This window comes from Pseudobdellovibrio sp. HCB154 (genome assembly GCF_046267985.1).
Classification (GTDB): domain Bacteria; phylum Bdellovibrionota; class Bdellovibrionia; order Bdellovibrionales; family Bdellovibrionaceae; genus Pseudobdellovibrio.
This window is the reverse complement of sequence record NZ_CP176530.1, coordinates 384,910-410,840: the sequence shown is the minus strand read 5'-3', so window position 1 is coordinate 410,840 and position 25,931 is coordinate 384,910. Positions and strand designations below refer to the sequence as shown.

Here is a 25,931-nt window from a genome sequence, read left to right as displayed (position 1 = left end):
CACAGAAATGACTCTGCTTCAACTCTACAATGCAAGTAAACAATACGGCGCAAAAGTCCTCTTTGATGGGGCCGGTTTTTCTATAAATCAAGGCGAACACGTCGGAGTGATCGGTCCTAACGGAGCCGGAAAATCGACTCTATTCAAAATTATCGTAGGCCTAGAGCATTTAGATAACGGCGAGATCACAAAAGCTAATGGATTACGCATCGGTTACCTCGAGCAAGAATCCGATTGGACCGTTGATATCAATGCCGAAGACTACCTCAAAGAGAACTGCCTTAAGCCCATCTGGGAATTGAAGCAAATCGGCTTGGGGCTTGGTTTACAGGAAAGTCACTTTTCCGGGAAACTGACCCAATTATCGGGCGGCTACCGTATGCGTATGAAGCTTTTGTACTTAATCGGTCTTGAGCCCGACATCATGCTTCTGGATGAGCCGACGAACTTTTTGGATCTTGAGAGTATTTTAACATTAGAAAATTTCTTACAGGATTATAAGCAGGCTTTTTTACTGATTTCACATGACCGTGAGTTCTTACGTCGCACCACTGAGTACACTTTAGAGGTCGAAGCCGGTGATATCGTCAAATTTCCAGGTCATATTGATGATTACTTCGAACAAAAGGCCGAACTTAAACGTTTATTAGAAGCTAAAGCTGCACAAATTGAAAATAAGCGCAAACAGATCCAAGAATTCGTGGATAAGTTCAGAGCCAAAGCGACCAAAGCCCGCCAAGCGCAAAGCCGTCTTAAAAGTTTAGACCGCTTAGAAAAAGTAGAAATTAAAAAACTTCCGCCACGTGCAGTGATTCAATTACCCGAGGCCACAGCCACAGGTAAAGAGATCGTGACGCTAAAAAGCGCTGATCTTGGTTATGACCGCGAAAAAGTGATTCTTAAGAATGTAAATCTAATCATTGATCGTGCGCAAAAGATCGGGATCGTCGGTTATAACGGCGCTGGTAAATCAACTCTGTTAAAATCCATCGCTGAAAAGATCCCGTTAATTACTGGTGAACTTAAATGGGGTCATCAAGTGCGTTTTTCTTACTTTGCCCAGCACTTAGCGGATGAGTTGTTACCTGAAGACACAGTTTTAGATGCGCTTCAACGTAAAGCTCATAAAGATAATGTAGCCCAAGATTTTTTAAATATGGCCGGTTCACTGTTATTTTCAGGTGATAGCGTACATAAAAAAATTAAAGTTTTATCGGGTGGTGAAAAAACGCGTGTGGCCTTAGGGCAAGTGCTCTTACAGAGAAACCCGTTACTTCTTCTCGATGAGCCGACGAATCACTTGGATTTTGATACGGTAAATGCACTAGCGATCGCTTTATCTGAATTTAACGGAACTATTATCTTAGTTTCGCATGATCGTAACTTCTTAAAACAAGTCACGACTCAGATTATTGAAGTTCGCAATGGTCAGATTGAAAAATACCCAGGCTCATATGATGAATATCTCTGGAGCTTAGAAAAAGGGATTTTAAGTCAGCGTATTGATACTCCGCAAGTCGTCGAAAAAGCTTCAGCTGTTGTTGAAACAGCTGAGAAAAAGTTTAATTACAAAGAAGAAACAAAACGTTTAAACTCAGAAATTAAAGAATTAGAAAGAAAAATTCTAAAAACTGAAGAGCTGTTATTCCGCCAAGCTGAAAAACAAAACGAACTCACAGCAGCGTTAATCACAGCTCAAGGCCCGCAGGCGCAAGAGATCGCCAAACAAGCAGCGGCTTTAAGTTCTGAAACGGAACAAATGGAAGAAGCTCTGATGAACCATATGGAAAATGTAGAGCTAAAAAAACAAGAGCTGACTCAACTTATTGGTAAATAGTCAGCTCATTCCTAAGATTACGTGCTACAAACGGCACGTAATCCTTTAGCTAATTGTTTGATAAACTTATTTTCCACATCGGATTTTCTTTTCACGATATAGACATCAGTTTGTACCAAACGACAGCCTTTAATACCCGGTCTGCGGATGAGTCTTAAAGATTTATCAATGCTCTTATTATGAAGATTTACAACAAACACCGGAAAAAATCCCGCAGCCTTTTTCTGACGACACAATTCAAGCGCTGTTTCTAGAAGTGTTACGCGGTATTTTACTTTACGTGTGAACACATCATCAGGCCACCCGTCTAAACCACGCACGCGTGACGGTGTTCCGGTGATCGGCATAACAGGTACCACATAAGGAAAATCGTTTTGCACTAACTCTGGAAAAGCGTCGGGATGTGAAAAAACACCCATATCAATCGACATGACTTTTAAATGTTCTAAATCCGGATGTGGCACTGGCATATAGGTAATACCGACATCGACTTTTTTATTAGCCACAGCTTCTTCTAATTCGCCCGGTAAAACTTCATGCAATGACAGCGTGTTTTGCTCCCACTCAAGATGATTTAAAAACTCTAAGGCATAGGTTGAAAACACTTCGAAGGTGGCAATCTTAATATCTTTACAGCAGCTCACATCGCGGTTTTCAATTTCACCTTTTAAATTTTCAAAATCACGAATCAAGGTTTGTGAACGTTCAGCTAAACGCTGCCCGTGCTCTGTCAAAATAATTTGACGGCCAACGTGGCGAATTAAAGGAACTCCTAACTCTTCTTGTAAAAGCTTTGTCACTTTTGAAAGAGCGGGTTGCGAAATATTAAGTAATTCAGCTGCACGACTCATAGAGCCGGTCTTTGCTATAGCGCTAAAGTAGCGCAGTTGCTGTATATCCATAAGTTATGGATTAATTACTATATATTACTTTTTTTTAGCAAGCTTATTTAATAAAAACTGCTTTATCCCGTTCAAAACGAATTGGAAATAACCACAAGGAGAATGCGATGAAGCAGATATTATTATATGCGGTCCTTGCTGTGGCTTTAGTAAGCCAACTAGCAGACGCTGCGCCAGTTAACACTAACCAAACCACGAGCCCAAGCGCGAAGAAATTTGTGGTCCATGAATGGGGAACTTTCACTTCTGTTCTAGGATCTGATGGCGAACGTTTAGGTGGCTTACACCACGAAGAAGAACAATTGCCTTCTTTTATTGTAGGACGTGATTTATTAAAAGAATATACCTTTATTCCAGGAGGCACAGGTCATTGCCGCCCTTCTAAAGGAATCCCCGTGTGTGACGATTCACCAGGTTTAAGCGGTTTCCAAGTTCACGCGGAAAATGTAACGCAAAAAATGGAAACACCGGTCATTTATTTTTACAGCGAAGAGAAAAAACAAGTAAGTGTAAATGTGTCTTTTCCAAAAGGAATTATTTCGCAATACTTTCCAGCACCTACTTATTTTGGACCCTCGCTTGGTCAAATCACCGGATTATTTGGTGGTTACACGAGATTTGATGCTGAAATCACAAACGAAAAAATGCCTTTGCCTCCAGTTGAATCTGGAAATGTGTACGCCCCGGCTCGTGAAGTTTCCGCAGCCAACTATGTTCGCTCAGGAACGCAAAACGAAAAATTTATTTTCTACCGCGGTTTAGGTGATTTCACGACAAATCTAAATATCACGTCGGCTATTGGCCAAGGTGTTACCTTAAAAAACAATGGCCAGAATATTTCAAGCGTCATCTTACTTGATGTGACAGAATCAACAGGCGCTGTAAAAGCATTAGGTTCATTGGCTCAAGGTACAAGTTCAAATCTGAATGATAAAGATTTAACTTACTTCCGCGACCGTATGAAAAAACCACGTGCTGAGTTTGAAACTGAAGCTCAACAAGTGATTGTGCAAGCGCTGATTGATTCAGGGCTTTACCCAGATGAAGCGCTTTCAATGTTTAACACTTGGAAGACCAGCTATTTAAGATCAAAAGGTTTACGTGCTCTCTATGTTTTAACACGCGCGGAAACAGACGCGTTATTACCACTTGATGTATATCCACGACCTTCTGAAACTGTGCGTACGTTAGTTGGACGCATTGAAATCCTGCACGCTGAAGAAGAGCAACAAATGTTATCGAATTTAAGAACTGGTAAGCCGATATTTACAAACGAAGACCGTTTTGCAGAACCTAAATTACGCCGTCTATTAAAACTGACGAATGACTCTGCTGAACAGACAAAAATTTATACACAAATTAATGGATTAAATAATTAGTCTGAATATAGAACCCGAGTTGAACCCTCTAGATAGAAATATTTAGAGGGTTTTTTATTTTTAGTTACCCGTTTTTACTTTTTTAGAGGGGCTTGTTGACCCTGTAGAAGAACCGCCACCAGAAGCCGTTTTAGAATTTTTAGAACCAGAGCAAACGCCTAAAGATACGCGCTCATGATGGCTTAAGTATCTTTGCTGTTTGTTTTCTTGAAATTTATTCTGAATCACTTCCAAACCATCAGACGTTGATTTTACATCGTAATAATCCATGTCTTCGGCACCAGCCACATTTAAACGAATCTCTAAACGGTTGCCGTCTGTTTTTCTAACTGTGATGCCAGAGTTTCCGTAACGTTTAACTAAGTTACCGAATTCAAAATCATTTTTTACAACGCAATTATTTAAATTAACAACAGGGTTATTGGCTTTATCGCGTTTAACGTCGTCAGCACAACGGTACACATTCCAGGTTTGCCCGTTACGTACGAACATATAAATTCCTGAAATTAAAACTTCGTCAGAACCTTTGATGCTTTGGCCGTTTGCTGTCTTTTCAGGTTTATCAGTAACTTTAATCAGTTCAAGCTGGGCATCGCCGATTTGAATGCTCTTTGATCCACAAGGATCAGCGGCAAAAGAAGAAAGAGTAAAACCTAACGACGACACTAAAACTAATAACATTTTTTTCATGCTTTTAGTTTAAGCTTTATCCCTTAGCCCGTCTATAGGGGCTAGGCCTTGAGCTTGCTAAACACACATATTGGGAGTGGTTTTTTTATTCGATGATGGGTTGTCGTGTTGATAATGATGAAGACCGGCATTAACGATCGATGATACAACTCCCACTAAAAATAAAGCGACAAATAATCTTTTCATTTTTTTAGTGTAAGCGTGAAAACTTTGACGAGTCTACGACTAGACACTACCAATCGATAGGTTCTAGTCCTTGTTCTCGTAACCAAGAATTTGCTTTGGAAAAAGGTTTTGAGCCAAAAAATCCACGGTGTGATGAAAGTGGCGATGGATGAACACTCTCAAGCACTAAATGTTTTTTACGGTCGACGATGGCGCCTTTCTTCTGGGCGTAAGCTCCCCATAAGATAAACACAACGTGATCACATTCATGATTTACAACTTCGATAATTTTATCTGTGAATTTTTCCCAGCCCTTGCCTTGATGAGCGGCGGCCTTACTTTCTTCAACAGTTAAAACGGCATTGAGTAAAAGTACCCCTTGTTTAGCCCAACGTTCTAAATTTCCCGAAGTTGGCATTTCTTTTCCAAGATCAGCTTTTAATTCTTTGAAGATGTTTAACAATGATGGCGGAAAACGAACGCCCTCTGGCACAGAGAAACTTAAACCGTGGGCTTGGCCCGGCCCGTGATACGGATCTTGCCCGAGGATAACCACTTTTACATTTTTCAAATCAACTAAATCTAGTGCGTTAAAATATTTTTTCGCATCAGGATAAATTTTCTTACCGGCTTCGTACTCTTTTTGCAGAAAGGATTTTAGGTCCTTCATGTACGCAGTTTGGAACTCGGATTCTAAATGATTACGCCAGCTATCAGAAAGTTTTATGTTTGCCATATACCAAATTGATACAATGACTTAGGTCGAGACACGAGCATTAATTTACTGCGCTAAAAGAATTATATTCGTATTCAGAAATATTTAATCCGCATATGCAGAATATTTAATTTTTTTGCGGACTTAGACTTCTGAATTTTTGAACACAATGTTAAAATGAAATAACTGTTACGGGAGGCTCTATGGCAAGAAAGAATCTTACTAAGAAAAATAAAACCCACCTCCAAGGAACAACGTCGCTTCAGGATACACTGCATCTTATTGAAACAGACCCTGAAGTAAAATCTTTTGTTTATCAGCAAATCAACGAATTCAGCCCCTATGTGACGCCGGAAACGAATGTCATCGTATTGGCTCGTGATGCTGAAGGCGCTTACGCTGATGACGACCATGTTATTTCAAGCGACGCAGATTCGGCTGATAATCACTACCCTTATCGCATTGCGATTGTTCTTAAAGAAGGCGAAGCTACGCTTGAAGCTGAAGGTTTTGGCCATGATATCTTTGATGCTATCAACGCCGCCAAAGAAGCTATGCTCCAACGTCTATCAGAAATTCAAGACGAAGTAGAAAGCCCGCAAGATCGTTTAAACGCGATTCAACAGGCCACTGAAAATACCCAAGTCCACTAGTAATTATTTAAGATCGACTTGAACTAAATGACCGATCAAATCTTGTAACTGATCAAACACGTTACTTGTTGTCGGAAGTTCACCTTTTAATTCGGCCGTTAATACCGGAACACTTTGTTCAACCCAAAGATAGCGGCCTAAACTTCCCGGAAAATTTCCTAAACGTTTCCAAGGTAGATAACTGTAGTTCGGTGATTTTACTTTCGGACCATCGTAATCTAAAACATTTAGCGGCGTATGAATCGAAATTACAAACTGCGGTTTGAATTCTTCGATATGCTTCACGATACAATTAACTTCAGGCTCACTGGCTGCTTTATCGCCTGGAAATTTACGCACAGAACTTTTGGCTTCTTTTTTCCAGAACTTTTGCGCTTCAGCTTCCCAATCTGCTGTCGGAAAATTACGGTTTAAATCGACACCTGTGGCATTGGTACGCGTTTTTTTCAAAGCGCCATCAGGATTCGCGATAGGAATAATTCTCCAGTTATTGCGCGGATCAATTTCCTGCACACGCTCAAACCAGTAACGCCCTAAAGAGCCGGCGCCAATTTCATCACCGTGAATCATACTGATCACCAGAATATTTTTTGCTTTTTCGTTTTTCCCTTTTTGATCCACGTGAAAGATTGGTTTGCCATTTACAGATGCGCAACCATCTTTTTGAACCACTTTTTCGCAGGCTTTAACCAGATTCGTTTTCGTCTTATAGTTTTTGTAACGACCTAGAACTTCAGTGCACCAAGAGCTAAGGGCTTCTTTATTTACAACGGGAGCTTCAGTTTTAATTTCAGTTGTCGCTGATGTTGCGCTTTCCGCAAAAGCACTCACCGAAAATATGTTTAATGTGATCAATATGAGACTGAAGATTTTCATTCTCAAAATAACATCATATCTGTGCAAAAAAGTCCTCATGTTTTTCTCAATCACACCGATAGGTAATTTATGCCGAGACCCGACTTAGGTTAGTACGAAGGAGATTTGAGAATGGCAAAAAAGAGTAGCGTTATGTTAGCCCTATTATTCATCGCAAACCCGTTTGTTCTGTTGTTTTATCAGAACTGTTCATCAGCTCCTAAACATGTCGTCTCTGCCCCAGAGCATCACAGCGATAAAAAACCAGCCTCTTTAAGCGACAAGCCAGTCCATGGTCCTAAAGAAAGATTTAGTAAATAACCTATTGACTTACACATTTCTTACACTGTAAGTTATGTGTATGAAGAAACAAGCAAACCAGCCCCTCCCACCATTAACAGCCAAAGAGAAATCAGTCCTGCAATTCATTGAGCAGGAACTGGTTTCTAAAGGCGTATCGCCCTCTTACCAAGAGATCTGCGATCACTTTGGCTTTGCCTCATTCAATTCAGTTCAAAATTATCTGAAACAATTGAGCAACAAAGGTTATGTGCTTATTCCTCAAAACCAAAAACGCGCGATTCAAATCCTGCACTCAGCAGATGATTTTCAAAAGGATCTCGCGAATAGATTAAATATAGTGAAAGAACCTTCGAAGAACTCCTTCGCTGGTCAGTCTTCCCAAAGCTCACAAAGCGACAATTCGAAGGTTCTTCCTATTCCTTTCTTAGGGCGCGTTGCCGCCGGTTCGCCGATTGAGCGCCTTCATGAAAATGAATTTATTGATGTGCCGGCCACGTTTATTAAAACACCGGGCGATTACTTCGCTTTAAAAGTAGAAGGTGATTCGATGATTGATGAAGGCATCTTTGATGGTGACTTCCTAGTCGTGTTATCTCAGAAAAATGCTAAAGACGGTGACCTTGTAGTCGCTAGCGTTGAAACTGAATCTACGGTTAAACGCTTCTATATGAAGAAAAACCCCGAGATCTCAACAATAACGAAAGCTGTTGAACTTCGTCCAGCCAACCCACGTTTAACTTCGATGTGGTACGCCCCACAACAAGTTGAAATCAAAGGTTTGGTTAAGGCCTTACTTCGTAAATATTAATTATTTAATAAAACTTTGTGCGGTTTCGCCGACGTCTTTAAGGTAACCGCGTACAAGGTCGTAGTCTTTATCAGACGCCGCCTTAAAATCGGTGATATGGTACATGCCCAATAAAACTGACTTACCTTCATCAGTTTTAACGTACTTGATTAAAGCATCAGAAAACTTCTGTTTCACTTCTTCTGGAATATCTTTTCTAAAAATCACCGGATCATTCGGAATCGGGCCAGTTAATTTTAAGATTTTAATTTTGTCATAAACGTCAGGATATTCTGTACGTAAAATCCAACGCGCATCTTTAGGTGTGCCATCATCGTCTGGTGGAGTGTAAAACGTAGCTCCTGCATCGACTTGCTTTTGATAAACCGCGCGCACCACAGTGTCGTGCTTTCCGGCGAACATAAATTCTTTAAGTTTTACATTCTCTTGTTTGAATAAACGAAGCGGCAATAAATAACCCGATGTTGAAGCTGGATCAACAAACGCAAATTTTTTACCATTTAATTCTTTAATTGATTTTGGGCCATCAGCGCGCGCAATGATTTGCCCGTAATACTCGTCGCGGCCACGGTTCATTAATTTTAGTCTGGCCTGAACACCGTATTTTTCGTTCGCTAAGATATAACCAAATGTATTAATAATCCCTGCATCCGCACGCTTTGAACCGAAGGCTTCAACTAAAGCGATGTAATTGATCGGAAGTTCAATTTCGACTTCCATGCCTGTTTCTTTTTTTAAAAATTCTTTTAACTTTTCACCCTGCTCTTTAAGAGCCACGACGTCTTGGGCAGGAACGATATAAAACTTAAATGGGTTTTTCTTGCTTCCTAATTCATTAGATTGAGTGCATGAAGAAACAACGAAAACCAATGCCAATAAAGATAACAACGTACGTAAATTCATGACTTAACTGATACCTGAATATATACCCAATAAGCAAGAGGTACATGCATATGGTAACAATCAGCTCAAAATACACAGGTCAAAAACACTGTGAAGCCACTCACGGCCCTTCTCAGTCGACAATCCAAACTGACGCCCCGAAAGATAATCAAGGTTTAGGTGAAACTTTTTCTCCGACAGACTTAGTAGCGACAGCCGTGGGAACATGTATTTTAACTACTGTTGCGATTCACGCCGAGAAAGAAAATATCTCTATCGTGGGTGCTACCTCATACACTGAAAAAGTGATGACACCACCACCAAGAAGAATTGCTTCACTCAAAACTGTTTGTAAATTTCCGAATTCAATCCCCGAAGAATTCAAAAAAAGAATTCCTGAAATTGCCAACAACTGCCCGGTGAAAAAATCATTACACCCGGATGTTGAAGTTCCCGTAGAAATTCTGTTCGTATAATTTAATTATCTCCTCTGACGGCACGATGCCGTCAGAAAGGCCGGCTAGGAAAGCCAACCAGCGCAGCGGCCGTATTAACAAATATACCCGTAGCAAAAAAGGCCTGGCACCCTCTAACGATTTCCTATCGGAAGATCGACAACCTGGGTATTCTTTGTCTGATTGATATGAATATCCTTAGGTAGGTTCTTCTGAATGGTTTCGATTAATGATTCTTTAAAAGCGTGACGTTTAAAATGCGTGTTGTGAATAAGACTGACTTCACGTGTTGGCACCGGAGACGCAAATTCTTTCACTTGCTTACGGTTACCAACCTCTTGGGCAGCTAAATACGGAAGCAAAGTAAACCCAGTTTCCTGATCCACCATACGGCGTAGGGTTTCTATACTTCCAGATTCGAATTTAATATTTCTATGAATGTCTGTCACCTTTTTTCTGTTTTTACAGATCGCCAATGACTGATCTCTAAAACAGTGGCCTTCTGTCAACAACCATAACTCGTTCGAATTTAAATCGGTTTGCTGCACTTTGGCTTTTGAGGCTAAAGCACTTTTTTCTGAAGCATAAACTAAAAACGGCTCATAAAATAAAGGTGCTGATTCTAAACTTGGGTCATCAATCGGCGTTACTAGTAAACCCACATCTAACGAAGAGTTTTTTAAACGCTCTAAAATTTGCTCTGTTTGCAGCTCTTCAACGTGAATTTGCAATGCCGGATGTTTTGTTGAAAATTTCTTTAAAAATAGCGGCAGTAAATACGGAGCTAATGTTGGAATAACTCCAACCGTCACTTCGCCTTTAACTTCGCCGTTATTATCTTGAATGATTTCATGAAAGTGTTGGCTTTCAGTTAAAATCACACGTGCTTGTGTCACTAACGAAGCGCCGATTTTTGTTGTTTTAACCGGTTGATGACTGCGATCAAAAATTTGCACGCCTAACTCTTCTTCTAACTTTTGAATCTGCATTGATAATGTCGGTTGCGTGATCGAACAACTTTCAGCAGCTTGGCCAAAGTTTTTAAATTTATCAACAGCAACAATGTAAGTTAACTGAGTCAGCGTCATTTCGTACCTTCTATTTAAACAGAATCGGAATCGTTAAATATGATTTTTTCTTAGCTTTCGGAAAATGTAAATTCGCAAACAGAGATTTAAGAAGTTTTTTTGTATAAATGACTTCTTGTTGGTTATGCGCAAGCGACACTAATGTGTTAGTCACTTCTTGGTAACCCGTCACATTCCCGGCCGGAGAAATTTCTAATCTGATGGAAACAGTTCCATGCGTTGGATTGATCTTTGCTACCTCTTCAGAAAACATATACATGGCTTCTGATAAGGGCTTTTGCACTTGGGCTGTTGTTAAACCGCCCACGACATAAGGCCTTGGCTCAACAAACCAACCATGAATCACTAAACGCGCTTTTTGCGGATCACGTGTACCTTTAACCTCAGTTACCCCGTGTGGGAAACGCGGGTCAAAAACAACGAGCTGGTTAAAGTTTGCAGGAATACGATCAACAAAGCTTTGATATTCGCGGTCTTGCTGGTCTTGAAAGGTGCTCCAGTAATCAAGCACATCAGGTTTCATAATTAACGTTTCACCGCCCTTAAAAGCTTTGGGATCAACCGTTAACGAATACACAAAAGCCCATGGGCCGTGCGGCACATCAGAATGAAGATTCTGATAACAGCCATCAACGTAATAACTCATCCACGGTGGTGAGATATCGTGGCAACCTAAGTTTTCACGCCCCCATTGCACTAATTGAGAGTGAAAGTTTCGATAAATCTTTTTAGTAAAATAATAAAAAGCCGGAGTTCTGATTAAGTGATACTGGTCTTCGAAGTACCAGTAATCCCAAACAAAACGTTTTGAATCGGTTCCGCGCGGGTTTGAGAAATTTTGGTCAAACTCCGCACGTAAATTTTTAGCTTCTGGAAAAAAGTTTTTATGAACCGAAAAATGTTTCACTAATAACTTTCTTTAAGCCTGAGCTACTTTTTGTGAAATGCGGCCAAATAAGCTTTCGCCTTTGTCATTGAACATTTCAATTTCAATAGTGTCGCCCACTTTCATAAATGGCGTAGAAGGTTTACCCTCGTTGATTTGCTCTAACGTGCGTTTTTCAGCTAAACAGCTTGAACCCACAGTCGCATCTTCATTAGCTACAGTGCCTGAGCCAATTAAAGTACCGGCGGCTAAATCACGAGTTTTTGCGGCATGAGCGATTAACTGACCAAAGTGAAAATGCATTTCTTTAGCATTGGCTTTACCGAAGAATTGACCGTTATAAGTTACGTTAAGTGGCAACTGCACACGGCCATCTTTCCAGGCTGAACCAAGTTCATCTGTTGTTAGGGCTAATGGAGATAATGCTTTATTAGGTTTAGATTGGAAAAAACCAAACCCCTGCGCTAACTCCTCTGGAATTAAGCCGCGCAGGGAAACATCATTAATAAGAACTAATAACTTAATGTGCTTAAGAGCCTGCTCCGGAGTTACCCCCATCGGAACATGATCTACAATCACACCCACTTCAGCTTCAAAATCCGTACCGTGAGAAAAATCACGCTGCGGGATATCTTCGATAGGATCTAAAAATCTTCCGCTTTCAGCTTGATACATCAAGGGCACTGTTAAAAGTGTTTCAGGTAAAGCGGCATTACGCGCTTTACGCACAAGCTTAATATGATGGATAAAGGCAGAGCCATCGGCAAAAAGCCATGTGCGCGGTAAAGCTGAGGCAAAAATGGCAGAACTAGAAACCGTCTGAGCACCAGCCGCACTTCCGCTATTTAATTGGTCGTAGCGGGCTTTTAATTTTGGTTCAATAGCCGCCCAATTTTCCATAGCGTTTAATAAATTCGGTGCAATATCTTTAGCCGAAACAAAAGATTTATTATCACGACTAACAATGACTAATTCACCGTCTTTAGAATTTGATACTTTAAGTGAAGCTAATTTCATGAGTCTCTAGATCCTTTTTTAAAACTAATTAACTTAGTCGAAAACGAATAATAAGTTTGCGCCAACGCCACGTGAACTTTCAAGATTGTCAGCGACTTTACCTGAAATAGTTTCGAAAAATAAGCTTAAACCGAAGTTAGCAGCCATTTTAAATTGCGCACCGAATGTTAATGGCATAATTGTAGATTTAACACCAGGCACAGAACAACCACCACCAAAACTAGTTGTACACTCATCGCCTAATTTAGTTGAGAATGATGGGCCTAAAAAGATTCCCGCGTAATCTTCGAATTTAAACATCAAGTGTAACGGAACATCGAAGTAAGTAATTTTACCTTCTAAATTGCTTAGCAGAGCTTCATTTTTAAAAGTACGCTCTGAATACATTAAGCCAGTTTTTAAACCGAATCCTGAATCACCAAAATCAAAAACGATAGAACCGCCGCCTTGAAAAGCTTGTGATTGTTTGTTCGAAGTCGCGCCATCAAGATCCATAGTGTTTAACTTAAAACCGACCTCAAGTGCTGGCATTGAGTAAGCCACTTCGGCTTGAGCTACTGAAACCATAGAAAAAATAACTGTTGCTGCTGTAAATAACTTTTTGAACATAGACCCTCCAGTCTTATATTTCTGCCTTGAGCTTACTCCTCTAAACAGAACTAGACACGCGAAAAACAAGGGTCTAACCAGAGCCACACTTTGGCGTCCTGCAACATCTGTTGGAGTTTTAGCCACACCCCCTGAAACTAAGAAAAAACTAAGGGTTTATATGGATAAATTAGCGCTTTATAATTACTTTCGCAGTTCAACTTCTTACCGTGCCCGCATCGCTTTAGAGGTTAAAAAATTACCTTTCGACTATAAACCCATTCATTTACTGAATAACGGCGGCGAACAACATTCGGCCGAATACCGTGCCTTAAATCCCATGGGTGGAGTTCCTACATTAGTTCATGAAACTAACGGTAAAAAAAATGTGATCGGCCAATCCATTGCGATCTGTGAATACTTAGATGATGCTTTTCCACAAAGTTATCAACTGTTCCCGAAAGATCCGTATAAAAAAGCCTTAGTTAAACAGTTTTGTGAAAATATCAACGCCGACACTCACGCTTACGGAAATTTACGCACACTTCAGTATTTAGAAAAAAATTTCGGAGCGAACGAAGAGCAAAAAACAAAATGGATTCACTACTTCATCACAGCAGGCCTTACTGCTTGTGAAAAGATGTTAGAAAAACATTCAGGTTTATTTTGCTTTGGTGATGAAATCACCGCGGCCGATTTATTTTTAGTACCACAGATTTTTACTGCGCAAAGATTTAAAGTACCGCTAGAAGCGTTTCCTCATATCAGCAAAATCGTAAATCACTGTTCAAGTATCGACGCTTTCAAAAAAGCGCATCCATTTCGCCAAGTCGATACGCCAGCAGATCTTCGTATTAGTTAATTATTAACCACAGGTGGTGGTGGTTGCGGTGCTGGCCCAGGCATTGGTGTCGGTAATGATTCGCCCCACTTCTGTAATGTTTCATGAATAAATGGCATAAATGGGTGAAGCAGAATTAAACTGCTTCTTCCACCGCACACATCATTACGAGGACCAAAGCCAAAAGAATTCACCGTTGCGATTTGTAATTCATTATTCGCTCTCACAAAACCAGGGCCGCCTGAATCACCCAAACAAATACCGCGCACACCATTATTTGTAATCACAATCGAACTCATTTCAAAACCGTATTCGTTACGCTCTAAACGCACTTTGCGTAAAACCGTGCTGTCAGAATTATTCGATCCGGTGACGCCATAACCATATAATAAAAGATCAGAGTTTAAATTTTGAGGAGCTAAATTAATTTCGTAGACAGGATATCCTGGTTTTATATCGTCCGCTAAATGCACTAAGCCGATATCAGGATTACCACTGTTCATTAAATTCGGGTCATAATCTGGATGCCATTTAAAATCCACTGCACGAATAGCATCACGGCTAAATTTAAAACCGCTTGAGCACATCAAATCGACATAAAAAATCGCCGTCACTTTTGAAGCGCGGTCTAAACAGTGAGCGGCGGTGATAAGTGTGCGGTTAGTAATTGGTGTTGCGGTACACACAAAAGATTCGCCGGTATTTTTTTCGGTTGAAATAATCATCGCCGTAGTTTTGGCATCAGGGTCTGTGGATAAAACACGCGTACCACCTATAATACTGTTGGCATCGCCCAACGCATTGCTCAGGCGGACTTTCTCACAATCATTATTGCCTTGCTGTGCTGCTGGAGGCGGAGAAACCGTTTTTGCATTTTCTTTTTTATCGCAAGAACTAATAAAGACTATCGATAATAAAATCAGCCACACCGGTTTCATTGGGACTCCTTGTGGGGTGTATTACCCCAAATCTGTATTGCAGATCGCTTTTACGCCAAGGGAGCAAGAATTATTCCGGCGAACCGTTTTCAATCCAAGTTCTTAAAACTTGAAGTTGCAGTTCAGTCAAACCTCCACGTGGAGGCATATCTTGATCTTCGAATACGCGAACAAAAATTTCATTCGCGAATGATTTTGAATTTGCGTAATCGGCAAAACTTAAATCTAAACCTTTTTTCTGATGGCAGCCCGAGCATGAACTTGCAAATACGGCGCTATTCACATCAGCGTAACGAACCGCAGGCTCTTCACCGGGTTTTGGATCAGATAAACCGGCTTGCGGCGAAGCTTGATCATGGCCACCACTCGTGTGGCTATAGCTGCAAGAAACCAAAGTTAAAAAAGTTAATGTTAACAGAACTGCTCTCATAACCCTTACTCCTTATCAAAGCCTTTACCTACCTGGTAAAGCTTTCATCCTTAAACTATCTATCCCATTTCTTATTTAATTTTGGTATTCCATTTACGGAATACCTGATATTCTTTATTGGAATGATAAAGAGCACACCGTTTAAAAAAGATTATCTGTACTTTAGAACTTGCTGTTCAACCTTAAACCTAAGCCAGGCCGCAGAAATTCACGGCATGGGCCAATCGGCCATGTCAAAAATCATTCTGCAACTTGAACACGAACATAAAGCAAAACTCTTTGAACGAACTTCACGAGGCCTTAAATTGACGGCGGCTGGTTCACATTTAAAAAAATCGATTGAGCACCTTGAACATGAGTGGATAAAAAGCCAAAGCCAAAACACCGATGTGGCGGCTTGGCAGCAGCGTTTGACGGTGGGCTTTCATCCTGTCATTGCCCGTTCTGTTTTACCTTTACTTGCACCGGCTTTGTACCAGCAAAATATTGAATTTGACCTGACAACTGTGTTTGGAACTTCGAAAGAAATAACACAAAAAGTAAACCGTTTAGAGATTGATTTAGGATTTGTCATCAACCCGATTAGAAATCCGAACTTAATTCCAAAAAAAATCAGATCTGAGCACGTCGGTATCTGGAAAAAGAAAAAAAACCACGTGCTACTCATGTACAACCCTGACATGTACTTAGCACCAAAGATTCTCACTAAACTTTCGCATCAGTATAAGCTGATTCCTGTTCACAATTACGAAGTTATTGCCGCCAGTGTCGCAGCCGATACCTGTTATGGAATTTTACCAAATCCTATTGCTGAAGCTTACAATTTTGAAAAAATCGGATCTGAATTAATCCATTTCGATTTATGTATGATTGTGCACGAATCAAAGTTTCAAATCAGCGAACGCAAAGATTTAATCCAATTTATGACCGAAACTCTAAAAGACTTATAAAAAAATAACCAAAACCCTGGTCAGACGGCAGGACAAAAATAGCAGGATGCTATTTTTGCGTGTAACCCGAAGGGACGAAGGCAGAAGCCTGAGTCAAGCCGTCTGAAGTACAGCCAGGATGGCGAGCGTCGTACTACCCAAAATTAGAAATAATAGTGAGTCATTAACCAAGCGTAATCGCCTTCACCCTCAAGGCTTGAGCGCTGCTCTTTGGTGTAAAACAGCTGAAAATCAAAGTGCGGGCGTGGGTACCAAATTAATCCTGGGCCATATCGGTAAAGCTTAGTGGCACCGTTATCTTTATTAGATTGGTAATAATCGTTTAACACCAACACTTGAAAGCCTTTAAAAGCTTCATACCCTGTGCGGTGAATAGCAGCGATACCTGTTGTTTCAACACCTGAAGAAGGTGTTGTTTTCACATTATCGATTTCAGCTAATGTCGACCATTTTTCGTTCCAACCAAGTAAACCAGTCAGCCCGAAAATTTTCTTTTCGCGCACATCACTTTTTTCACTTAAACCCTGAAGACCTAATTTAAATTTTTCAGCAAAAACTTTGCTGGCTGTGTACGTAAAACCTTTATCGTTATCATCCGTTAAATCTTTACGAATGCGATAACCAGCCAAAGAAAAGTTATACTCTTCACCTAACCAGAAAACTTCAGCTGTATTTTTATCTTCAATCGAAATTTTTCCGCCACGGTAAGACAGTGAACCCATTTCTAAGCGCGTGCGTGTTGATAGGTTATGGTCTGGAAGATTAATACCGAAATTAGGTTGAAAGCGACCAACTTTGAAAGTGAGTTCGTCAGTGGGCTTAAATAAACCGTATAAGCGGCTTACTTTAGCCTGCAGGCGGTTATAGTGCTCTGGTTCGTTAAAGTTATACTGGCCTAAAAAGCCAACAATAGCCCACTTCGGTTGAATGATACCCATCTCTAAACCGATTTGCATATTGATATAACGACCATCCACATTGTTAACACCCGTGGCTTTATTCGCGTAATCAGTATGAACCTGAACACCTCGGTAATCACCACCAAGAGCTAACCATTCATCAACAGTCGATGTATCAACAGCGCCGTGAAGAAACCCTTCTTCACCCTTGTTTGACCAGGTACTGATTAATTCGGCTGATAAGTTACGACCGTAGGGGTTTAAAACACCACCCCCGCTTGGAGAAACGTGGCAAGCCGTACAGTTCACGTAGCCATGCTTAATCATCTCTGGAAACGCGAAAATCGTTTGTGAAAATAATAAAACTACAGCTGCAAATTTAAAACGAAACTTCATTATTGCACTAAGCCTTTAAGTTGAACTTTCACTGTCACATCTTCAGCGACTTTAACCCCTAACCAACTTGGAAGAGTGTCTAAGTGATTGGTAATTTTAAACGCGAATTGCGCATGACCCGCAACATGAGTCGCAATACGGGCTACTTTAGCGGTACCTGTCACATCGCTTGTTTTACCGTGCATCGTGAATTTTCCTGTAAAAGGAACTTCAGTTTCTTTATCAGATAAAGTAGCGAAATCCGTTGGTAATTGCAGATTTACGAATTCTAAAGTGGCTTCAGGAAATTTAGAAACCTCTAAATATTTATTTTTCATATGATCATCGCGAAGATCGATCTTTGTCGTTAGTTGGTTTAAATCAACTTTTACGGTGCCGCTTAAAGAATTTTTCGACGCTGTTAATGTGCCTTCTGGGCCTTGAGCTTCGCCGTTAATTTTAATCATTGAAGGTTTACCGATAGCTAAAAATTCAGTTTTTCCCTCGGTCGCTTTAAAAACCACTGACTCACCTTTAGGGGCTTCTGTTTTTACTTCTGCTGCGGCACTCACTGGAGCTTTAGCTTTTGCCGCAGGTTTAGTGCTTTTATCCGCAGCTTGAACTGATACAGCTAATAAGAATGTAACTAAAAAATGCTTCATAAAATCCCTTCAAACGGCCTGATTAGGCCCGCTTTACCAAAGAGATTAGCTACGAGGTTTATAAAAACTCAAGTCAGGATTTAGACGCGGTGTAGGAAAAGAAAGCTCCATTTATCAATAACTGGTACAAATACGAAAACCAGCATTGAAAAGTTGACCCACATGAAAAAAGCAAACCATCTTTCACGCCCTTCTGAGCGGTAAAGACGAAAGAATTCCTTCATTAAGAAAAACGCAAACGGAAACACAGCTAACACATATAACCAGCTCGTTTGTAAAAAGAACGGTGAAGCAATCGCCACACCCACATAACAAAACGTATAAAGACCGATGTGAAATAAAGTCTTCTGATCACCTAGCGCCGTTGGCAATGTCGGAATTTGCCCCGCACGGTAATCTTCTTTGTACTTCATCGCCAATAACCAGAAGTGTGGCATTTGCCATAAGAACATAATTAAAAATAAATACACTGAATCTAAATTGAAAATATCAGGATTACAGCTCGCATAACCAATCGTAATTGGTAACGCCCCAGGAATCGCCCCAGGCACAGCACCGAAGATCCATTTCGGTTTCCAGATGTAAGTGTAAAGGCCGTTATATAAAATGACAGAAATAATTCCCAACCAACCGGCCATGGCTGTTAAGCTAAATAACATCGCTACGCCAAGTACTGTTAACGTGATTGAAATAATTAAAGCGGCTGCCGGAGTTAAAGCGCCCGTTACTAACGGACGGTTTTTCGTACGCGGCATTGATTTATCAAGTTCGATCTCTTGCCATTGGTTAAGCGCTAAAGAACCTGAACTTAAAAAATACAGTCCACCAACGAACGTTAAAAGATGTGTCCAAGAAAAAGGTGTCTCAACAAAATAGCCGGTCGCATATCCTGCTAAACCGGCTAAAAGTACGAATATGACTATTCCAAATTTTGTAAGTTGGGAATAAATCTTAAACACAGCAGAGTTTTAAAGAACTCCACTGATAAAATGACGTGATAAAATATCCGTGATTGAAATTCCGAATAACACTAATAAGAAAACGAATCCTAAAGAGAATACGATTCTGTTTTCCATGCTTTCATATTTCAAGTGCATGAACCAAGCCATAACTAAGAATGCTTTTACTGCCGCGATTGCAAACGCAACTAACGGAGCTGCAGGTCCTAACAAGTGGTTAACAGCATGTGCACCAACAGTTAAGAAAGTTAAAGCAAATAACGCCCCTGCAACTTTTAAGTAAGTTGCAAGTGGTGTGATGTGGTGTTCATTAGGTAATTGTTCTTTGTGACCGTGTGCCATTTATAAACTCCTAACCTACTAAGTAAAGTAAAGGGAATAAGAAGATCCAAACTAAATCGACGATATGCCAGAAGATACCAACACCTTCTACAGCCGTATAATAGTTAGGGTTGAAATCGCCACGAACTGCACGGATTAAACACCAAGTGATTAAACCCATACCCACTAAAACGTGGATACCGTGAAGACCAGACATACAAAAGTAGAAACCAAAGTACATACCAAGGTTTGTCGATTTGATTGTCGGTAGACCAGTCGCTGTTAAGTGTTCATTTAACTTCGCTAAATCAAGCATGTTTCCTGGGAAAATACCCATGTGGAATTTGTGCGTGTATTCAAAGTATTTGATAACCATGAACACTGCTCCGCAAAGGATCGTGATCGCTAAAGACCAAACAGCCTTTTTGATTTGGTTTGTTTGGATGAAGTAGATACCTAAAGCCATTGTTAATGACGAAAAGATAAGAACTAACGTATTTACGAAACCCATTTTCCAGTCAAGAAAGCTTGCGCCTTCAGAGAACATCTCAGGGTACATCATGTGGAAAATCGCATAACCAACGAATAAACCACCGAACATAAGAATCTCTGTACACATGAACAACCAGATTCCCATTTTCGCTGTATCAAATTGGTGATGAGCGTCTTTAAAGTGCTCCTGAACAGGAACACCGTTAATCATCTTACTTGTACTCATAAGGCCCCTCTGTCACGTGTGGTTCGTGAGAAAAGTTGTGTGTAATTGGCGGAGATTCTGTGTGCCACTCTAATGTTTTTGCGCCCCATGGATTTGCAGGAGCTTTAGCACCAGAAGTTAAAGCTTTGATGATCGAAACTAAACCGATCAAGAAACCTAAACCGATTAACCAAGAACCAACAGTTGAAATTTTATTTAACTGTTCGTAAGCCGGGATGTAATCGAAGTAACGACGAGGCATACCCATCGCACCTAAGATAAATTGAGGGAAGAACGTCACGTTGAAACCAACGAATACGAACACGAAAGACATACGAGCTAAACCTTCGCTGTACATTTTTCCGAACATTTTCGGGAACCAGTGATAGATACCACCCATTAACGCCATTAATGTTCCACCCACCATTACGTAGTGGAAGTGAGCTACCACGAAGTAAGTGTCATGGAAGTGAACGTCGATTGGTAATACGGCTAACATGATACCAGTCACACCACCGATTACGAATAAGAACATAAATCCCATTGCGTATAACATCGAAGCTGTGAATTCGATCGAACCTTTGTAAAGAGTCGCAAGCCAGTTGAACATCTTAATCGCTGTAGGAACACCTACTAACATCGTTAAGAAAGAGAAGATCACGCCAGCAAGTTCTGATTGACCAGAAACGTACATGTGATGTCCCCAAACGAAGAACGATACGATCGCGATACCTAATGAAGAGTAAGCAATCGCTGTGTAACCGAAGATCGTTTTTTTAGAGTAAGTTGTTAACAACTCAGAAACGATACCCATTGCTGGTAAGATCATGATGTAAACCGCAGGATGCGAGTAGAACCAGAAGAAATGTTGGAATAATACCGGGTCACCGCCAAGTTTAGGATCAAAGATACCTACACCGAATGTACGTTCCATGATTAAAAGCAATAACGTGATCGCTAAGATCGGCGTCGCTAATACTTGAAGAATCGACGTTGAGTAAATCGCCCAGCAGAATAATGGCATTCTGTGGAATGTCATACCAGGAGCGCGTAATTTGTGGATTGTCGCGATGAAGTTAAGACCAGTTAATACTGAACCCATACCCATGATGAAAACCGCTGCCACCATTAAAGAAACAGAAGTTCCAGTTCTGATTGAGTAAGGCGTATAGAACGTCCAACCTGTATCAACTCTGTGTAAGAACATAGTTGCAATAGCCATAGTAGCGCCTGTCATGAACAGGTACCAGCTCGCTAAGTTTAATTTCGGGTAAGCAACGTCTTTCGCACCGATTTGAAGTGGTAAAAAGAAGTTACCGAAAATTGAAGGAATACCCGGAACGATAACCATGAAAACCATGATCGCACCGTGGTAAGTTAACGCTTGATTGTAGATATCACCGTTAGCGAAAACTTGTCCTGCGTTAGCCGCTGTGTTCGGCGTGAACAATTCTAAACGTAATAAAAGTGCAGCGATACCGCCGCATAAAAAGAAAAATAAAACCGTACAGAAATAAAGAATACCGATACGTTTATGGTCTAAAGATGTAAACCATGACATCAGGCCTTTTTCTGCATTGATATAGTTGCTACCGTGAGCTGCGTGTCCCATTTTGCTCCCCTGCCTATTTACTTAAAGTTTTGATGTACTCGATTAACGCTGTCACTTCAGCTTCAGATAACTGGCCTTGGAAAGCCGGCATTGCTGAACGTGGACCGAAACCTTTTACGATTTTCGCGTTCGAGTTTAAGATTGATTCACGTAAGTAGTTTTCATCAACTTGCGCTGTCGAACCATCTTCAAAGTTATGAGTTTTACCGAAAGATTGAGCTAAGCTTGGACCGATTTTAACGGCGTCGCCTTCAACGTTGTGGCAAGAAGCACAAGCGCGAGTTTGGAAAATCTTAGCGCCACGTTGAGCGATAGGAAGAGCTGAAACTTCAGATTCTTCGATTAACCATTTGTCGAAATCTTCTTGAGATACCACTTTCATTTTCGTGATCATGCCCGAGTGAGAAGTTCCGCAGAATTCTGTACAGAATACGTGGAATTCACCCATTTTATCTGCATGGAACCATAAAGCTGTGTAACGGCCTGGTACAGCATCCTGTTTCACACGGAAAGAAGGAATATATAAAGAGTGGATAACATCTTCAGAAGCTAAAACGATTTTCACGTCGCGGCCAACTGGAACTACGATATCCGGTGATTTCACACCGTTTTTGTATTCAGTCATCCAAGACCATTGACGGCCAGTCACATGAATCTCTAAAGCGTTCTCAGGCATTTTGCGCATGTCGTGGTAGATAATCCATCCCCAAGCAAACACAACTAAGAAGATGATCAATGGAATCACTGACCAAATAACTTCTAAACGCGTGTCGTGAGTAATGTAAGCCGTTTTATCGTTATCTGACTTACGTTTGTACTTCAACGCGAAGTAAATCATACCACCGATTAAAATCGCGCACGAAATAAAGCTGGCAGCAATTAAAAATCCATACAGATTATCAACGCTTGTCGCGATCTTCGAACCCTCGGTGGGCATGAATGTCTGAGCATTCGCCCTGTTAATTAGACTCAATAACCACATCATGGCTACACTTTCTCCCTTCCAGCTCTGATTAACACTGGTGTTAACCAAAGAGCCAAGATCAGAACCATAAATGCTCCCGCGAGTTGCACTACGCGGAACACTTGCAGTCCGTACTTGGATTGATGTTCATCATATTTGAAACAAAATAAAACAACTGAATCGATGATATTACCGATCTTACCATTTGAAGCTTCATTTAAAGCCAGCTTCATATCTTTTGGTTCGAACGCAATACCGTGTAAATATCTAGAAATTTTTCCGTCTGGAGTAATCACGATCGCAGCCGAAGCGTGCGACCATTCATTGGCTTGGGCATTCCAACGAAATTCGAAGCCCAAAGCATCTGTTAATTTTTTAATTGTTACTTCATCAGCTGTTAAAAAGTGGAAACCATTTTCAGTTCCCGCGCGATTGTACATTTTCATGTAGTTTGCTTTTTTCGCTAAAGCTAATTCTGAATTTTCTTTTGAGTCGAAAGAAAATGCGATCACTTCAAATTTATCGCCTGGGTTCCAGTCTACTTTTTGAAGAGTTTCAACAACACCGTTGAAGTGAAAATTACAAAGACCTGGGCAGTTAAAATAAACCGGGCTTAACATCACCGGTTTGTGAGATTTAAAATAAGAACCTAAAGTTCTTAACTGGCCAGATTCATCACGCACCTGTAGGTTTAAATCAATTGATTCACCTAAGTGCTCTTTAATACCAACGCCTTTAAGTTCCGCGGGAACTTCAGCTGAATTGGCTGCTTCTTGTTTTCCTGTATAAGTAGACATAGCTCCTTGAGGCGCAAGAACAGCACCGCTGTTAGCCCAAGAATTTAAACCTAATAATAAGAAAACAAGGAACGTTTTTTTCATGTATTGATTAGTCAGCCGTTGCTGCGAAAGCCGCTACGTCTTCAGCTTTTTCATTAGCTGGTTTATTTTTAGTGATTGAATCGATAAATTGAACAACAGCCCAGCGCTCGAATGGCTTAAGAGTCGCTTTGAAAGAAACCATTTGAGTTCCCGCAATACCGTTTTGTAAAACTTTGTAATGAGAGATCATGCCGCCACCTTGTGTCCATTGACCTTCAACTAAGTTACGTGCATTTGGAATACCACCAACTAGATCACCTTTAGCTCCGTGGCAAACAGCGCAGTTTGCTTTGTAAAGTTTCGCACCAGCTGCAAGAACTTGTTCGTTGGCAATCCATGGTTCTTTAACAGATGCTAAATCAAATTGGACTTCGCCTGGTTTGGCTGGCTCAGTAACGTTTTCAGCTAAATCAACGCCTTTATTTACGTAAACGATGTAAATGAAGAATACGAAAACAAATACTAAAGATCCTAGTAATGCGAGTAATCCACCACTGTTGTGATAATCTTTTTGTGACATAGAAAGGCGACTCCTTTTCACGATGTGAGGTCTTATCTTTTTTAGGGATATTAAATACTTATATAGTAAATAGATAGCGTGATCAATTTAAAGATTGAAAGCGAATTGATAGTCGTTTTGCTAACACCTTAGGCAAAATATATTTCGATTTTTCGTGCAAATTATTTTTCGATTTTGATCGTACCCGTCACATCGCCAGGCTGAGTTTGTGGCAATGTTTCTTCAGATTCACCAGAACTTTGTTTTTTTGGCTGCTTTTTCTTCACTGAACCGCTCGCAGAATTTGCATCTTCGGTTGTTAAGTACTGACGTTTGATATTGCGGTTTAAGCGTCTGAGCTTTGCTTCAACACCTTGTGGCTTTTCCTCCACAGTTTCAATGCCATCACGTTCAGCATCTGGACGTTCGTACTTGCGCCCAACATCTAAGCCTTTTTCAGGAAAGCGCATGTCATACTGATTAAGTAAGCGTAAGTAATTAGCTTCCGAAGCCTTCATGGTTTTTGTGGCTTCATTAATTTTGGCTAACGATTCTTTAGAAAGATTCTCTTGCAGTTCAGCCGCGTGTTTTAAATCATCAACCGCTTTTTTATCGTTTTCGTATTTAATCTTTGCGGTTTGTACGTCTTTTTGCGCCTTAGCCCATTCATCGCTTTGCACACCTGAATAGCCCGCGTCTTTAGGGTCTTTTTTCCCAGCCTCAGCAGGTTTTTCACTCTGGCCACCAGCCGGTGGAGCCGCATGTTCTTCGGCGGTTACAAATTGAACCGAAAAAGCAGCGACAGCAATTGCGGTTAATATTTTACGCCAAAACATTCTGCTTCCACTTCATTTCGATATCGATAAATTGAATTCTGCGCGCAAGCACAAATGCCTGCACTGGCGTTAAGTTTTTAAAAGTACAAGAACCACGGCGAATTTCGCGTGCAACATCATCCGGATGCCACCCAAAACGCGAATCATCAATCGCTTCGCGCAATAATTCCTGTGATTCTTTCGTATCAAGGCCGGTGATTTCTAAATCATAACTGATTCCCGCAACTGCAGTTTGTTGATTGCCGAAACTTTCAATTTCAGAGGCAATCGAACTAAAATCTTGTGGCATACTTGCTGGCGCTTCTTGAGATTGAAATTGATTTTCGTTTGCAGGCGGCATTTCATTCGTCGCTTCGTAAGAAAAATTCTCAATCGATGGTGTTTCGGTCGGAAGAGCCTCAATCGGCGGCTCTTCTGAAGCTATTTGAAATGTCTCTTGCGGCGCCGGCTCTAAAGAAAAAGTCTCTGTCGGCTGCGCGAAGTTTTCCATCGGTTGGATTTCAAACGCAGGCGTTTCGGTCTGTGGAATATCTACTGGAGGAACTTCCAGTTCAAACGCCACAGGTTGCTGGGGCTCTGCCGCTTCAACTTCGTGCTGATCCAACTCTTCGTCGTCGTCTTTTTTCTTTTTTTTCTTCTTTTTTTTCTCAGGAACGGCAGCGTTTTGCAGTTTTTTTAGCTCTTCAACAGAAGGCTGCTCAACTTCACCATATTCGGGAGTGCCATCAAAATTAATAAAGTAAACGCTTCGACATTGAGGGCACGTAAAAAGTGCCCCAACATCTTTATCCTTAACGTCAACTTCCTTATGACAGCTTGGACATTGCATACTAAAAACCCACCG

31 protein-coding genes are annotated in these 25,931 nt (G+C 40.8%); 8 read left to right on the top strand and 23 right to left on the bottom strand.

Annotation, left to right across the window (positions count from 1 at the left end; genetic code table 11):
• Positions 1 to 7: 7 nt before the first annotated feature.
• Complete coding sequence (locus ACKWCF_RS02145) at positions 8 to 1,837, top strand: ABC-F family ATP-binding cassette domain-containing protein (protein ID WP_409479049.1); 1,830 nt, start codon at positions 8 to 10, stop codon at positions 1,835 to 1,837.
• Positions 1,838 to 1,854: 17 nt separating this feature from the next.
• On the opposite strand, the gene ACKWCF_RS02140 is transcribed toward ACKWCF_RS02145, so the two are convergent.
• Positions 1,855 to 2,739 (bottom strand): LysR family transcriptional regulator, encoded by an 885-nt coding sequence (locus ACKWCF_RS02140; RefSeq protein ID WP_409479048.1) that lies wholly within the window; start codon positions 2,737 to 2,739, stop codon positions 1,855 to 1,857.
• Positions 2,740 to 2,846: 107 nt separating this feature from the next.
• Between ACKWCF_RS02140 and ACKWCF_RS02135 the strand changes: the two genes are divergently transcribed.
• Positions 2,847 to 4,118, top strand: coding sequence for a hypothetical protein (locus ACKWCF_RS02135; RefSeq protein WP_409479047.1), 1,272 nt, complete (start codon positions 2,847 to 2,849; stop codon positions 4,116 to 4,118).
• Between the two features lie 60 nt (positions 4,119 to 4,178).
• Here the strand turns inward: ACKWCF_RS02135 and ACKWCF_RS02130 are convergent, their stop codons facing one another.
• From ACKWCF_RS02130 to ung, 3 genes are read right to left on the bottom strand one after another with little or no spacing between them, the layout of a single operon-like run.
• Positions 4,179 to 4,808, bottom strand: coding sequence for a hypothetical protein (locus ACKWCF_RS02130; RefSeq protein WP_409479046.1), 630 nt, complete (start codon positions 4,806 to 4,808; stop codon positions 4,179 to 4,181).
• Between the two features lie 57 nt (positions 4,809 to 4,865).
• A complete protein-coding gene (locus ACKWCF_RS02125) occupies positions 4,866 to 4,994 on the bottom strand; it encodes a hypothetical protein (RefSeq protein WP_409479045.1) in 129 nt (42 codons plus the stop codon).
• A 46-nt stretch (positions 4,995 to 5,040) separates the two neighbouring features.
• The gene (gene ung, locus ACKWCF_RS02120; protein WP_409479044.1) at positions 5,041 to 5,709 is read right to left on the bottom strand and encodes a uracil-DNA glycosylase; all 669 of its coding nucleotides are present in this window, start codon (positions 5,707 to 5,709) and stop codon (positions 5,041 to 5,043) included.
• Between the two features lie 182 nt (positions 5,710 to 5,891).
• Here ung and ACKWCF_RS02115 point away from each other — a divergent pair, with 182 nt between their 5' ends.
• The gene (locus ACKWCF_RS02115; RefSeq protein WP_409479043.1) at positions 5,892 to 6,341 is read left to right on the top strand and encodes a hypothetical protein; all 450 of its coding nucleotides are present in this window, start codon (positions 5,892 to 5,894) and stop codon (positions 6,339 to 6,341) included.
• Between the two features lie 3 nt (positions 6,342 to 6,344).
• On the opposite strand, the gene ACKWCF_RS02110 is transcribed toward ACKWCF_RS02115, so the two are convergent.
• On the bottom strand, positions 6,345 to 7,196 hold the full coding sequence (locus tag ACKWCF_RS02110; RefSeq protein ID WP_409479042.1) for a M14 family zinc carboxypeptidase: 852 nt from the start codon (positions 7,194 to 7,196) through the stop codon (positions 6,345 to 6,347).
• 132 nt (positions 7,197 to 7,328) lie between these two features.
• Between ACKWCF_RS02110 and ACKWCF_RS02105 the strand changes: the two genes are divergently transcribed.
• Positions 7,329 to 7,517, top strand: coding sequence for a hypothetical protein (locus ACKWCF_RS02105; protein WP_409479041.1), 189 nt, complete (start codon positions 7,329 to 7,331; stop codon positions 7,515 to 7,517).
• 40 nt (positions 7,518 to 7,557) lie between these two features.
• Complete coding sequence (gene lexA, locus ACKWCF_RS02100) at positions 7,558 to 8,307, top strand: transcriptional repressor LexA (protein WP_409479040.1); 750 nt, start codon at positions 7,558 to 7,560, stop codon at positions 8,305 to 8,307.
• Here lexA and ACKWCF_RS02095 read toward each other — a convergent pair whose 3' ends face one another.
• Complete coding sequence (locus tag ACKWCF_RS02095; protein WP_409479039.1) at positions 8,308 to 9,210, bottom strand: phosphate/phosphite/phosphonate ABC transporter substrate-binding protein; 903 nt, start codon at positions 9,208 to 9,210, stop codon at positions 8,308 to 8,310.
• A gap of 50 nt (positions 9,211 to 9,260) precedes the next feature.
• Here ACKWCF_RS02095 and ACKWCF_RS02090 point away from each other — a divergent pair, with 50 nt between their 5' ends.
• A complete protein-coding gene (locus ACKWCF_RS02090) occupies positions 9,261 to 9,665 on the top strand; it encodes an OsmC family protein (protein WP_409479038.1) in 405 nt (134 codons plus the stop codon).
• Positions 9,666 to 9,778: 113 nt separating this feature from the next.
• Here ACKWCF_RS02090 and ACKWCF_RS02085 read toward each other — a convergent pair whose 3' ends face one another.
• The 4 genes from ACKWCF_RS02085 to ACKWCF_RS02070 are packed head-to-tail and all read right to left on the bottom strand — an operon-like array spanning position 9,779 to position 13,244.
• A complete protein-coding gene (locus ACKWCF_RS02085; RefSeq protein WP_409479037.1) occupies positions 9,779 to 10,732 on the bottom strand; it encodes a LysR substrate-binding domain-containing protein in 954 nt (317 codons plus the stop codon).
• Between the two features lie 10 nt (positions 10,733 to 10,742).
• Positions 10,743 to 11,639: a 2OG-Fe(II) oxygenase gene (locus ACKWCF_RS02080; protein WP_409479036.1), complete on the bottom strand. Its 897-nt coding sequence runs from the start codon at positions 11,637 to 11,639 to the stop codon at positions 10,743 to 10,745.
• A gap of 12 nt (positions 11,640 to 11,651) precedes the next feature.
• Positions 11,652 to 12,635 (bottom strand): fumarylacetoacetate hydrolase family protein, encoded by a 984-nt coding sequence (locus ACKWCF_RS02075; protein ID WP_409479035.1) that lies wholly within the window; start codon positions 12,633 to 12,635, stop codon positions 11,652 to 11,654.
• Positions 12,636 to 12,668: 33 nt separating this feature from the next.
• Complete coding sequence (locus ACKWCF_RS02070) at positions 12,669 to 13,244, bottom strand: hypothetical protein (protein ID WP_409479034.1); 576 nt, start codon at positions 13,242 to 13,244, stop codon at positions 12,669 to 12,671.
• 160 nt (positions 13,245 to 13,404) lie between these two features.
• Here ACKWCF_RS02070 and maiA point away from each other — a divergent pair, with 160 nt between their 5' ends.
• Positions 13,405 to 14,085 (top strand): maleylacetoacetate isomerase, encoded by a 681-nt coding sequence (maiA, locus tag ACKWCF_RS02065; RefSeq protein WP_409479033.1) that lies wholly within the window; start codon positions 13,405 to 13,407, stop codon positions 14,083 to 14,085.
• Here maiA and ACKWCF_RS02060 read toward each other — a convergent pair.
• Entirely contained in the window at positions 14,082 to 15,002 is a 921-nt protein-coding gene (locus ACKWCF_RS02060; RefSeq protein ID WP_409479032.1) for a S1 family peptidase, read from the bottom strand. The two genes, maiA and ACKWCF_RS02060, sit on opposite strands and share 4 nt — an antisense overlap.
• 70 nt (positions 15,003 to 15,072) lie before the next feature.
• Positions 15,073 to 15,432: a hypothetical protein gene (locus ACKWCF_RS02055; RefSeq protein ID WP_409479031.1), complete on the bottom strand. Its 360-nt coding sequence runs from the start codon at positions 15,430 to 15,432 to the stop codon at positions 15,073 to 15,075.
• A gap of 122 nt (positions 15,433 to 15,554) precedes the next feature.
• On the opposite strand from ACKWCF_RS02055, the gene ACKWCF_RS02050 reads away from it, so the two are divergent.
• Positions 15,555 to 16,382, top strand: a complete 828-nt coding sequence (locus tag ACKWCF_RS02050; RefSeq protein WP_409479030.1) for a LysR family transcriptional regulator — start codon at positions 15,555 to 15,557, stop codon at positions 16,380 to 16,382.
• A 143-nt stretch (positions 16,383 to 16,525) separates the two neighbouring features.
• Here ACKWCF_RS02050 and ACKWCF_RS02045 read toward each other — a convergent pair whose 3' ends face one another.
• The 11 genes from ACKWCF_RS02045 to ACKWCF_RS01995 form a co-directional block, all read right to left on the bottom strand.
• A complete protein-coding gene (locus ACKWCF_RS02045; RefSeq protein WP_409479029.1) occupies positions 16,526 to 17,677 on the bottom strand; it encodes a hypothetical protein in 1,152 nt (383 codons plus the stop codon).
• Entirely contained in the window at positions 17,677 to 18,318 is a 642-nt protein-coding gene (locus ACKWCF_RS02040) for a YceI family protein (protein WP_409479028.1), read from the bottom strand. Before ACKWCF_RS02040 ends, ACKWCF_RS02045 begins: the two co-directional genes overlap by 1 nt.
• 80 nt (positions 18,319 to 18,398) lie before the next feature.
• Positions 18,399 to 19,277, bottom strand: a complete 879-nt coding sequence (cyoE, locus tag ACKWCF_RS02035) for a heme o synthase (RefSeq protein WP_409479027.1) — start codon at positions 19,275 to 19,277, stop codon at positions 18,399 to 18,401.
• Between the two features lie 9 nt (positions 19,278 to 19,286).
• Positions 19,287 to 19,619 carry a cytochrome C oxidase subunit IV family protein gene (locus tag ACKWCF_RS02030; protein WP_409479026.1) on the bottom strand — a complete coding sequence of 111 codons (333 nt, stop codon included), beginning with the start codon at positions 19,617 to 19,619 and terminating at the stop codon, positions 19,287 to 19,289.
• Positions 19,620 to 19,629: 10 nt separating this feature from the next.
• Positions 19,630 to 20,316 (bottom strand): cytochrome c oxidase subunit 3 family protein, encoded by a 687-nt coding sequence (locus tag ACKWCF_RS02025; protein WP_409479025.1) that lies wholly within the window; start codon positions 20,314 to 20,316, stop codon positions 19,630 to 19,632.
• Positions 20,303 to 21,907, bottom strand: a complete 1,605-nt coding sequence (gene ctaD / locus ACKWCF_RS02020) for a cytochrome c oxidase subunit I (protein ID WP_409479024.1) — start codon at positions 21,905 to 21,907, stop codon at positions 20,303 to 20,305. Before ctaD ends, ACKWCF_RS02025 begins: the two co-directional genes overlap by 14 nt.
• A 13-nt stretch (positions 21,908 to 21,920) precedes the next feature.
• Complete coding sequence (coxB, locus tag ACKWCF_RS02015) at positions 21,921 to 22,892, bottom strand: cytochrome c oxidase subunit II (RefSeq protein ID WP_409479023.1); 972 nt, start codon at positions 22,890 to 22,892, stop codon at positions 21,921 to 21,923.
• A 2-nt stretch (positions 22,893 to 22,894) separates the two neighbouring features.
• Positions 22,895 to 23,752 carry an SCO family protein gene (locus tag ACKWCF_RS02010; RefSeq protein WP_409479022.1) on the bottom strand — a complete coding sequence of 286 codons (858 nt, stop codon included), beginning with the start codon at positions 23,750 to 23,752 and terminating at the stop codon, positions 22,895 to 22,897.
• A gap of 7 nt (positions 23,753 to 23,759) precedes the next feature.
• Positions 23,760 to 24,272 carry a c-type cytochrome gene (locus ACKWCF_RS02005; RefSeq protein WP_409479021.1) on the bottom strand — a complete coding sequence of 171 codons (513 nt, stop codon included), beginning with the start codon at positions 24,270 to 24,272 and terminating at the stop codon, positions 23,760 to 23,762.
• 161 nt (positions 24,273 to 24,433) lie between these two features.
• Positions 24,434 to 25,087: a hypothetical protein gene (locus tag ACKWCF_RS02000; RefSeq protein ID WP_409479020.1), complete on the bottom strand. Its 654-nt coding sequence runs from the start codon at positions 25,085 to 25,087 to the stop codon at positions 24,434 to 24,436.
• Complete coding sequence (locus tag ACKWCF_RS01995) at positions 25,074 to 25,916, bottom strand: hypothetical protein (RefSeq protein WP_409479019.1); 843 nt, start codon at positions 25,914 to 25,916, stop codon at positions 25,074 to 25,076. Before ACKWCF_RS01995 ends, ACKWCF_RS02000 begins: the two co-directional genes overlap by 14 nt.
• Positions 25,917 to 25,931 lie beyond the last annotated feature (15 nt).

What these genes read in the sequence shown, in the direction of transcription:
- ACKWCF_RS02145 (WP_409479049.1), top strand. Translation starts at nt 8, where the DNA reads ATGACTCTGCTTCAACTCTACAATGCAAGTAAACAATACGGCGCAAAA.
- ACKWCF_RS02140 (WP_409479048.1), bottom strand. Translation starts at nt 2,739, where the DNA reads ATGGATATACAGCAACTGCGCTACTTTAGCGCTATAGCAAAGACCGGC.
- ACKWCF_RS02135 (WP_409479047.1), top strand. Translation starts at nt 2,847, where the DNA reads ATGAAGCAGATATTATTATATGCGGTCCTTGCTGTGGCTTTAGTAAGC.
- ACKWCF_RS02130 (WP_409479046.1), bottom strand. Translation starts at nt 4,808, where the DNA reads ATGAAAAAAATGTTATTAGTTTTAGTGTCGTCGTTAGGTTTTACTCTT.
- ACKWCF_RS02125 (WP_409479045.1), bottom strand. Translation starts at nt 4,994, where the DNA reads ATGAAAAGATTATTTGTCGCTTTATTTTTAGTGGGAGTTGTATCATCG.
- ung (WP_409479044.1), bottom strand. Translation starts at nt 5,709, where the DNA reads ATGGCAAACATAAAACTTTCTGATAGCTGGCGTAATCATTTAGAATCC.
- ACKWCF_RS02115 (WP_409479043.1), top strand. Translation starts at nt 5,892, where the DNA reads ATGGCAAGAAAGAATCTTACTAAGAAAAATAAAACCCACCTCCAAGGA.
- ACKWCF_RS02105 (WP_409479041.1), top strand. Translation starts at nt 7,329, where the DNA reads ATGGCAAAAAAGAGTAGCGTTATGTTAGCCCTATTATTCATCGCAAAC.
- lexA (WP_409479040.1), top strand. Translation starts at nt 7,558, where the DNA reads ATGAAGAAACAAGCAAACCAGCCCCTCCCACCATTAACAGCCAAAGAG.
- ACKWCF_RS02095 (WP_409479039.1), bottom strand. Translation starts at nt 9,210, where the DNA reads ATGAATTTACGTACGTTGTTATCTTTATTGGCATTGGTTTTCGTTGTT.
- ACKWCF_RS02090 (WP_409479038.1), top strand. Translation starts at nt 9,261, where the DNA reads ATGGTAACAATCAGCTCAAAATACACAGGTCAAAAACACTGTGAAGCC.
- ACKWCF_RS02085 (WP_409479037.1), bottom strand. Translation starts at nt 10,732, where the DNA reads ATGACGCTGACTCAGTTAACTTACATTGTTGCTGTTGATAAATTTAAA.
- ACKWCF_RS02075 (WP_409479035.1), bottom strand. Translation starts at nt 12,635, where the DNA reads ATGAAATTAGCTTCACTTAAAGTATCAAATTCTAAAGACGGTGAATTA.
- ACKWCF_RS02070 (WP_409479034.1), bottom strand. Translation starts at nt 13,244, where the DNA reads ATGTTCAAAAAGTTATTTACAGCAGCAACAGTTATTTTTTCTATGGTT.
- maiA (WP_409479033.1), top strand. Translation starts at nt 13,405, where the DNA reads ATGGATAAATTAGCGCTTTATAATTACTTTCGCAGTTCAACTTCTTAC.
- ACKWCF_RS02060 (WP_409479032.1), bottom strand. Translation starts at nt 15,002, where the DNA reads ATGAAACCGGTGTGGCTGATTTTATTATCGATAGTCTTTATTAGTTCT.
- ACKWCF_RS02055 (WP_409479031.1), bottom strand. Translation starts at nt 15,432, where the DNA reads ATGAGAGCAGTTCTGTTAACATTAACTTTTTTAACTTTGGTTTCTTGC.
- ACKWCF_RS02050 (WP_409479030.1), top strand. Translation starts at nt 15,555, where the DNA reads ATGATAAAGAGCACACCGTTTAAAAAAGATTATCTGTACTTTAGAACT.
- ACKWCF_RS02045 (WP_409479029.1), bottom strand. Translation starts at nt 17,677, where the DNA reads ATGAAGTTTCGTTTTAAATTTGCAGCTGTAGTTTTATTATTTTCACAA.
- ACKWCF_RS02040 (WP_409479028.1), bottom strand. Translation starts at nt 18,318, where the DNA reads ATGAAGCATTTTTTAGTTACATTCTTATTAGCTGTATCAGTTCAAGCT.
- ACKWCF_RS02030 (WP_409479026.1), bottom strand. Translation starts at nt 19,619, where the DNA reads ATGGCACACGGTCACAAAGAACAATTACCTAATGAACACCACATCACA.
- ACKWCF_RS02025 (WP_409479025.1), bottom strand. Translation starts at nt 20,316, where the DNA reads ATGAGTACAAGTAAGATGATTAACGGTGTTCCTGTTCAGGAGCACTTT.
- ctaD (WP_409479024.1), bottom strand. Translation starts at nt 21,907, where the DNA reads ATGGGACACGCAGCTCACGGTAGCAACTATATCAATGCAGAAAAAGGC.
- coxB (WP_409479023.1), bottom strand. Translation starts at nt 22,892, where the DNA reads ATGATGTGGTTATTGAGTCTAATTAACAGGGCGAATGCTCAGACATTC.
- ACKWCF_RS02010 (WP_409479022.1), bottom strand. Translation starts at nt 23,752, where the DNA reads ATGAAAAAAACGTTCCTTGTTTTCTTATTATTAGGTTTAAATTCTTGG.
- ACKWCF_RS02005 (WP_409479021.1), bottom strand. Translation starts at nt 24,272, where the DNA reads ATGTCACAAAAAGATTATCACAACAGTGGTGGATTACTCGCATTACTA.
- ACKWCF_RS02000 (WP_409479020.1), bottom strand. Translation starts at nt 25,087, where the DNA reads ATGTTTTGGCGTAAAATATTAACCGCAATTGCTGTCGCTGCTTTTTCG.
- ACKWCF_RS01995 (WP_409479019.1), bottom strand. Translation starts at nt 25,916, where the DNA reads ATGCAATGTCCAAGCTGTCATAAGGAAGTTGACGTTAAGGATAAAGAT.